We start from the raw sequence: 7068 nt of genomic DNA, 5'->3' as shown, positions 1-7068 counted from the left end.
ACTCACCCGTTCGCCACTCTTCCGCACTCTGCAAGCAGAGTGCTTCATCGTTCGACTTGCATGTATTAGGCATGCCGCCAGCGTTCGTCCTGAGCCAGGATCAAACTCTCATTTTGGTAGTTTGAAATAGCTCAATTTAAATAGTGTGAGTTAAACATGTTAACTCGTTTGTGTTGTCCTGATCCGATAAATCGGATCGAAGACCCCTGCACATTTGGTTGTTTTACTTTGTTCAGTTTTCAAAGATCTCATTTGTTCAGACGTTGACGACGTTTCGTGTCAACTCATATAATATTACAGGCTTTCGGTTTCGTTGTCAAGAACTTTTTAAAATTATTTTAGAAAACATTTCAAAGTTGTAAGCGTTCCCTTTGCCTCTACGACAACTATTTAAGTATATCTGGTCGTAAACAAAATGTCAACAACAATTTTATAAAAACCTCGCTGCTGGAATTCAATCGTTGTTTTGCAGCAACGAGATTAATAATAACAGGTATTCTGATCTTCGTCAAGGATTTCCAGAAACTTTTCTCATTTTTTTTCTTTTCTGTTAATAATAAGGATCATCCGCCTTTTTTCAAGCGTAAAATAAAGCTGACGCTTTGAATACAAGGAATAGATCCCTGATTCAAAGCGTCCCTGTATTTTTTAATGTTATCTAGATAAAGATTACTTGTTATCCTCTTTATCTGGGTCTTTTTCAGAAGTGCTCTCATGGTTTTCTTCGTATTGATCCTTTTCTTTATGCCTTTTCAGTTTGGCGATTTCAATGGTCCGTTTTAATTGATTACTCCTGACTTTTTCACCACTCACAGCTACTTCGATCGGTTTGACTTCATACTCCCCTGCCACATCACCATAGTATTTATTGTATCGCTTCTTAAACTGCTGGAAGACGTAGACGACAAGCACCTTCAAGATAGCATATATCGGCACACCGAATATCAGTCCGAATAAACCTAACAAGTCACCTGCTACCAGCAAGACAATGATGATCGTTAACGGGTGGACGTTGAGCTGTTTTCCCATGACGTTTGGTTCGATCAAGTTACCGTCTATAAACTGTACCGCCATCCAGACGAGTACGAGCTGTGCAACCATCCACCATGAATCGATCAAGGCAATAATGAGCGCAGGTATAAACGCCAGTGTCGGACCAACGTATGGAATAATAGATGTGAATCCGGCTATTATCGCCAGGACACCATTATATTCCAGACCTATTATAGAGAAACCTATGAACATCATGACCCCTATCGACGAAGCGATGATCAGCTGACCTTTAACGTACGCGCCGACTTGTGTGTTTACTTCAGAGGATACGCGAATAAGGTCTTCTCTCCATTTGGGAGGTGTAACAGATAAAAAGGCACGGAAAAAGCGCTGTTCATCTTTAAGCAGGAAAAACAGAATAATTGGAAAGGTAACCAGTGTCACGACGACGTTAGTCAACCCAGATACAAAACTCGACAAACCACTGAAGCCGTTCGAAAGATACTGGTTGATGTTATCAGGTATTCCGGTAACAAAGCTTTCTCCTTCTTGAATAAATGATTCGATTTCTCCTCCAAAGGGAAGATCATCTACCCAACTCGTCACTGAGGCGGTCAGCGAATCTATGAAACTCGGAAATTCTTCAATGAACATGGTCAGCTGATCCCGAAGCAATGGATACAGCAGGATGATGCCCAGCGTCAATAGCCCGATGATCAGCAGGAATAGAATAGTCACACCCACTATTCTCTTCACACCCCGTTTCTCCAGAAAGTCTATAAATGGATTGAACAGATAATACAATAATAGTGCGATGACAAAAGGCATCAAGATATTCGAAACAAGCACGAGTATTGGCGTGAATATATAACTGACTTGATTGAATAAAAAGAAAGCAATACCTATAAGTATGATAACGACCAAACTGAAAATCAGGTCACTCGCTCCCAGAAAATTTATCCACCTGGTTTTTTTCATTTTTTCTCCTTCTTTCTGCAACTTACTTTTCTTACTCTCTATATTATAGGACATTCACGCTAAATACGAGAAAAAACAATCACAGAGACACGTCCTAAAAAAAGAGAGATGCTCATCGCATCTCTCTTGGTCACTTTAAAAATTTTATTTAGTTGTTGTCGGTATTTTTCATTGTCGGGAACAGCAGAACGTCTCTGATCGTGTGAGCATCTGTCAGAAGCATCACTAAACGGTCGATACCGATACCCAGCCCTCCAGTCGGCGGCATACCATATTCGAGAGCTTCAATGAAATCTTCGTCGATTTCCTGAGCTTCCTCATTACCCTGAGCTTTTTCTTTCATTTGCGCTTCAAATCGTTCGCGCTGATCGATCGGATCATTCAACTCGCTGAATGCATTCGCATATTCGTGCTTGGCAATGAACAGCTCAAAACGATCGGTAAAGCGTCCATCTTCTTCGTTCTTCTTGGCCAGCGGAGAAATCTCCAGAGGATGGCCATAGACAAATGTCGGCTGGACTAACTTGTCTTCCACAAACGTTTCAAAGAATTCGTTGACTACGTGTCCAAAGGTTGCATAATCGTCGATCTCGACGTTATGGTCCTGGGCCAGCTGACGGGCTTCCTCATCCGTATAGTGTTTATAAAAGTCGATCCCTGTTTCTTCTTTGATCAGATCGACCATATGACGGCGGGCCCATTTCCCACCAAGCTGAATGGTTTCTTCGCCATAAGAGATCTCAGTTTCTCCCAATACTTTTTCAGCTACGGTCTGGATCAATACTTCTGTCAAATCCATAACATCTTCCATATCGTGGAAAGCTGTATAGAGTTCCATCATCGTGAATTCAGGATTGTGTGTGGTGTCGATCCCTTCATTACGGAAAACCCGACCGATTTCATAGACCTTTTCCATACCACCGACGATCAGTCGTTTCAAATGAAGCTCGATTGCGATACGCAGATAAAGCTCCATGTCCAGGGCATTATGATGGGTAACGAATGGTCTGGCTGCTGCTCCCCCTGCAATATTGTGCAGAAGTGGTGTCTCCACTTCAAGATAACCTAAGCCGTTCAAGTGATTTCTGATCTCCTGAATGATTTGACTGCGTTTGGTGAAACGCTCGAAACTATCCTCATTGGCTATCAAATCAAGGTAACGCTGACGATATTTCTGTTCAACGTTCGTCAATCCGTGATATTTATCCGGCAAGGGACGCAGAGCTTTAGATAGATAAGTCAGCTTTTCAGCCCTTACAGTCACTTCGCCCGTATTGGTTTTCATGACTGTTCCTTCGATACCGAAAAAGTCACCAAGGTCTGCCTGCTTGAAGCTTTCATATTGCTCGTCGCCGACAGCATCTTTTCGTACGTAGATCTGTATCAACCCATTTTTATCTTTCAGATGCGCGAAACCGGCTTTCCCTTTGCCGCGCTTGGTCATCAGACGACCCGCAACAGAAACGTTTATCTCTTCATCGTGCAGTTCATCCTTGGATTTCACTTCATATCTTTCATGTAATTCAGAAGAATAATGCGTGCGTACATAGCGGGAACCAAAAGGATCGATCCCCCGCTCTTTCAAGTCATTCATTTTTTCACGACGTACAACTAACTGGTCTGTTAAATTTTCATGTGTACCATTTTCTTGAGACACTACAGTCACTCCATTCCTCACTCTATTTATTCACTCTTATATTTAGATCCTCAGTAAAGTCGACACTTCACTATTAATACGCTGAATTTAAATCCATTCATACTGGATTATCGTACCATAACTCTTGATTCTCATAAAGAAAAATGTGCAAAAAGGCTACGGCTGTTCCGTTTCTTCCTTCAAGGCATTCAGTTCTTCTTCGTCAAAATGGTAAGTGGTCCGGCAGAAATGACACACCGCATCCGCTCCATGATCTTCGTCGATCATTTCCTGTATCTCTTTTTCCCCGAGCGAAACGATCGCATCTTTAAACCGTTCTTTTGAACAGTTGCATTTAAAGGATACCGGCATCGTTTCCAGGATGCGTGCTGAGCCATCTTTCACTAATCGGTCCAGGATCTGTTCCGGCGTTTCTCCTTCATCCATCAATTTGGAAATCAAAGGCAGCTCCGCAATTGCTTCTTCTACTTTTCCGATCGTTTCCTCTGAAGCATTGGGGAGGACTTGGATCATGAATCCACCAGCTGCTTTAACCGTCTCATCCGGGTTGACGAGTACGGATAAGCCGATAGCCGAAGGGACCTGTTCACTGTTCGCCATGTAATAGGTGAAATCTTCTCCCAGTTCTCCGCTGACTAATGGGACCTGTCCCACGAAAGGTCGTTTCATATTCAAATCTTTACTGACTGTCAGCATGCCTTCTGTTCCCACAGCGCCTCTGACATCGATTTTTCCGTGTTCGTTGAGAGGCAGACTGACCTCAGGATGTTTGATATATCCTTTAGTCTCTCCTTTACCGTTACTGTCTACGAGTATATAACCGACTGGACCATTTCCCTCAATACGTACAGTCAATGTTTCTTCTCCTTTAAGCGTGGCACCGAGCAGCGTCGTTCCTACCATGGCACGACCGAGAGCCGCTGTCGCCGCACTCCAGGTCTGATGATTTTCCTGGGCTGTCTTGACCATATCCGTTGTATCCACGACATACACACGGATCTGATCATTATAGCCTAATGCTTTTAATAATTTATCTGACATAAGTCACATTCCTTTATATATATTAGTTTTCATCCGTTTACATGGAAAGAAGAGGATGCGATAAAATCGCCATCCTCTTCTTTGCTTGTTACGCTTTTGGTTCGTCGTCTGATTTATCTTTTTTCTGACTGTCTGAACTTTCAGCATCTGACTCTTCGGATGACTGATCGTCCTGATTTTCTTCAAAACGCTTCTCACGTTCACGTTCTTTTTTCTCACGTGCCGCTTTGATTTCTTCAAACGTTTTCCCGATTTCTTCGTCTTCAGGATCTCTTTCCGCCTCTTCTTTTTCAGAAGGGAATTCTGACGGAGCAGAAACGTCTTTCGAAGGCATTTCACCTTGTTCAAATAATGATTTGATTTGTTTCTCATCCAGTGTTTCTACTTCAAGCAGTTTCTGAGCGATCAGATCATGCGCATCTTTATGTTCTTCAAGAATGCGTCGCGCTTCAGTATGTGCTTCATTCAGAATACGCAGAACTTCCTGGTCGATCTGATAAGCAAACTGTTCTGAGTAAGCCTTGGATTGAGAATAGTCTCTGCCCAGGAATACTTGACCGCCGCCTTCATACTGGACCGGTCCGAGCAAGTCACTCATGCCGTATTCAGTTACCATGCTTCTGGCGATCTGAGTTGCCTGCTGGAAGTCGTTCGATGCACCGCTTGACTGAGAATCGAATATGATTTCTTCAGCTACACGACCACCCAAGAGTCCAACGATCTGTTCAAATAATTCTTTCTTGGTCATTAAGAAGCGATCTTCTTTAGGGAGCATGATGGCATATCCGCCGGCTCTGCCTCGAGGAACGATCGTTACTTTATGAACGATTCGTGCATCACTTAATACAAGACCAACGATCGTATGCCCCGCTTCATGATAGGCAACCATTGAACGTTCAACTTTAGAGATGACACGGTCTTTCTTCGCAGGACCTGCAATGACACGGTCATGTGCTTCATCGATATCGAGCGCTTCGATCTGCTTGCTGTCACGTCTGGCTGCAACTAATGCAGCTTCGTTCAGCAGGTTTTCCAGGTCAGCCCCGGAAAAGCCTGGCGTCTGTCTGGCGATGATTTTCAAATCGACATCTGGAGCAATAGGTTTATTCTTGGCATGTACTTTAAGGATCGCTTCACGTCCTTTGACATCCGGTCTGCCGACCATGATACGTCTGTCAAAACGTCCTGGACGCAAGAGAGCTGGGTCAAGAACGTCCTGACGGTTTGTTGCCGCAATGACGATGACGCCTTCGTTACCTGTAAATCCATCCATCTCAACAAGGAGCTGGTTCAGGGTCTGTTCACGTTCATCGTGTCCGCCGCCCATACCGGCACCACGCTGACGTCCAACAGCATCGATCTCATCGATAAAGATGATAGCCGGAGCTGTTTTCTTCGCATTTTCAAATAAGTCTCTGACACGGCTTGCCCCGACACCTACGAACATCTCGACGAACTCAGAACCTGAGATCGAGAAGAACGGTACACCGGCTTCACCGGCAACAGCTTTGGCAAGTAATGTTTTACCTGTTCCTGGAGGTCCCTCCAGGAGGACGCCGGCCGGGATACGTGCACCCAGGTTGGCAAATCGTCTAGGGTCTTTCAGGAACTCAACGATTTCTACTAATTCTTCTTTTTCTTCATCCGCACCAGCAACATCAGAAAAACGTACCTTACTTGTTTTGGCGTCACTTTCTTTTGCTTTGGACTTGCCGAAGTTCATCACACCACGGCCTCCGCCGCCGCCTCCGCCACCTTGTCCTGCTTGACCCATCATGAAATAAATGAATCCGACAAACAGTAAGAGCGGAAGGAATGAAAAGAGTAAGCTAGTCCAGATACCAGTCGTCGGTTCTTCAACAGATACGATTTCGACATCATTGTCTCTAGCAAGCTGATACATTTCGTCAACGATCGTATCGTTTCTCAAGATATACGTGGTAAATGTCGAAGCATCTTCCTGCTCCAGACTACCAAAAAAGTTGACATCCTGGTCCTGCTCTATTTCTATTTCTTGTCCTTCGCGTAATTGACCTGTGATTTCATAGACACCCGCTGTGGGCTGCACTTGAAATTCTTCTATACGATCTTCTTCTAAAAATTCTATAAATTCAGTCGAACTTACACTCTCTGAAGCTTGATCTTGTCCGCCACTCGTCGCCCAACTTGCAATACCGATAACCGCAAGAAACACGATGACGTAGAAGAGGCCACTTTTGAAAAATCCTTTCTTCATGTCATCCTCCATCTATCACTTGTATTTTTATTATTATTTAAGCATAAGCTTAATTAATAGTCTTATATATGTTAACACACTTGACCATTTTTGACTATGAATTTTGTTTGATGATTGTACATTATTGCAGTGAAAACAGCCAGATGGCATCATCGCTCTTTAG

At 43.6% G+C, this 7068-nt stretch carries 4 protein-coding genes and 1 rRNA gene; all 5 read right to left on the bottom strand.

Annotated elements, in window-relative coordinates:
- Positions 1-116: ribosomal RNA gene (locus BMX84_RS09675) — 16S ribosomal RNA — on the bottom strand; the annotation flags it as partial.
- 553 nt (positions 117-669) lie between these two features.
- Positions 670-1971, bottom strand: coding sequence for an AI-2E family transporter (locus tag BMX84_RS09670; protein WP_091489268.1), 1302 nt, complete (start codon positions 1969-1971; stop codon positions 670-672).
- Between the two features lie 148 nt (positions 1972-2119).
- On the bottom strand, positions 2120-3628 hold the full coding sequence (lysS, locus tag BMX84_RS09665) for a lysine--tRNA ligase (RefSeq protein ID WP_091489265.1): 1509 nt from the start codon (positions 3626-3628) through the stop codon (positions 2120-2122).
- Between the two features lie 156 nt (positions 3629-3784).
- A complete protein-coding gene (gene hslO, locus BMX84_RS09660) occupies positions 3785-4669 on the bottom strand; it encodes an Hsp33 family molecular chaperone HslO (protein ID WP_091489263.1) in 885 nt (294 codons plus the stop codon).
- Between the two features lie 88 nt (positions 4670-4757).
- Positions 4758-6905 carry an ATP-dependent zinc metalloprotease FtsH gene (ftsH, locus tag BMX84_RS09655; protein ID WP_091489261.1) on the bottom strand — a complete coding sequence of 716 codons (2148 nt, stop codon included), beginning with the start codon at positions 6903-6905 and terminating at the stop codon, positions 4758-4760.
- Between the last annotated feature and the right edge of the window lie 163 nt (positions 6906-7068).

Origin of the sequence: Alkalibacterium putridalgicola (genome assembly GCF_900109825.1) — a bacterium.
Classification (GTDB): Bacteria; Bacillota; Bacilli; order Lactobacillales; family Carnobacteriaceae_A; genus Alkalibacterium; species Alkalibacterium putridalgicola.
Note: the sequence above shows the minus strand (reverse complement) of the source record. Positions and strands in the feature narration are given on the sequence as shown.

Coding starts and splice junctions, on each gene's coding strand:
- BMX84_RS09670 (WP_091489268.1), bottom strand. CDS start 1,971: ATGAAAAAAACCAGGTGGATAAATTTTCTGGGAGCGAGTGACCTGATT.
- hslO (WP_091489263.1), bottom strand. CDS start 4,669: ATGTCAGATAAATTATTAAAAGCATTAGGCTATAATGATCAGATCCGT.
- ftsH (WP_091489261.1), bottom strand. CDS start 6,905: ATGAAGAAAGGATTTTTCAAAAGTGGCCTCTTCTACGTCATCGTGTTT.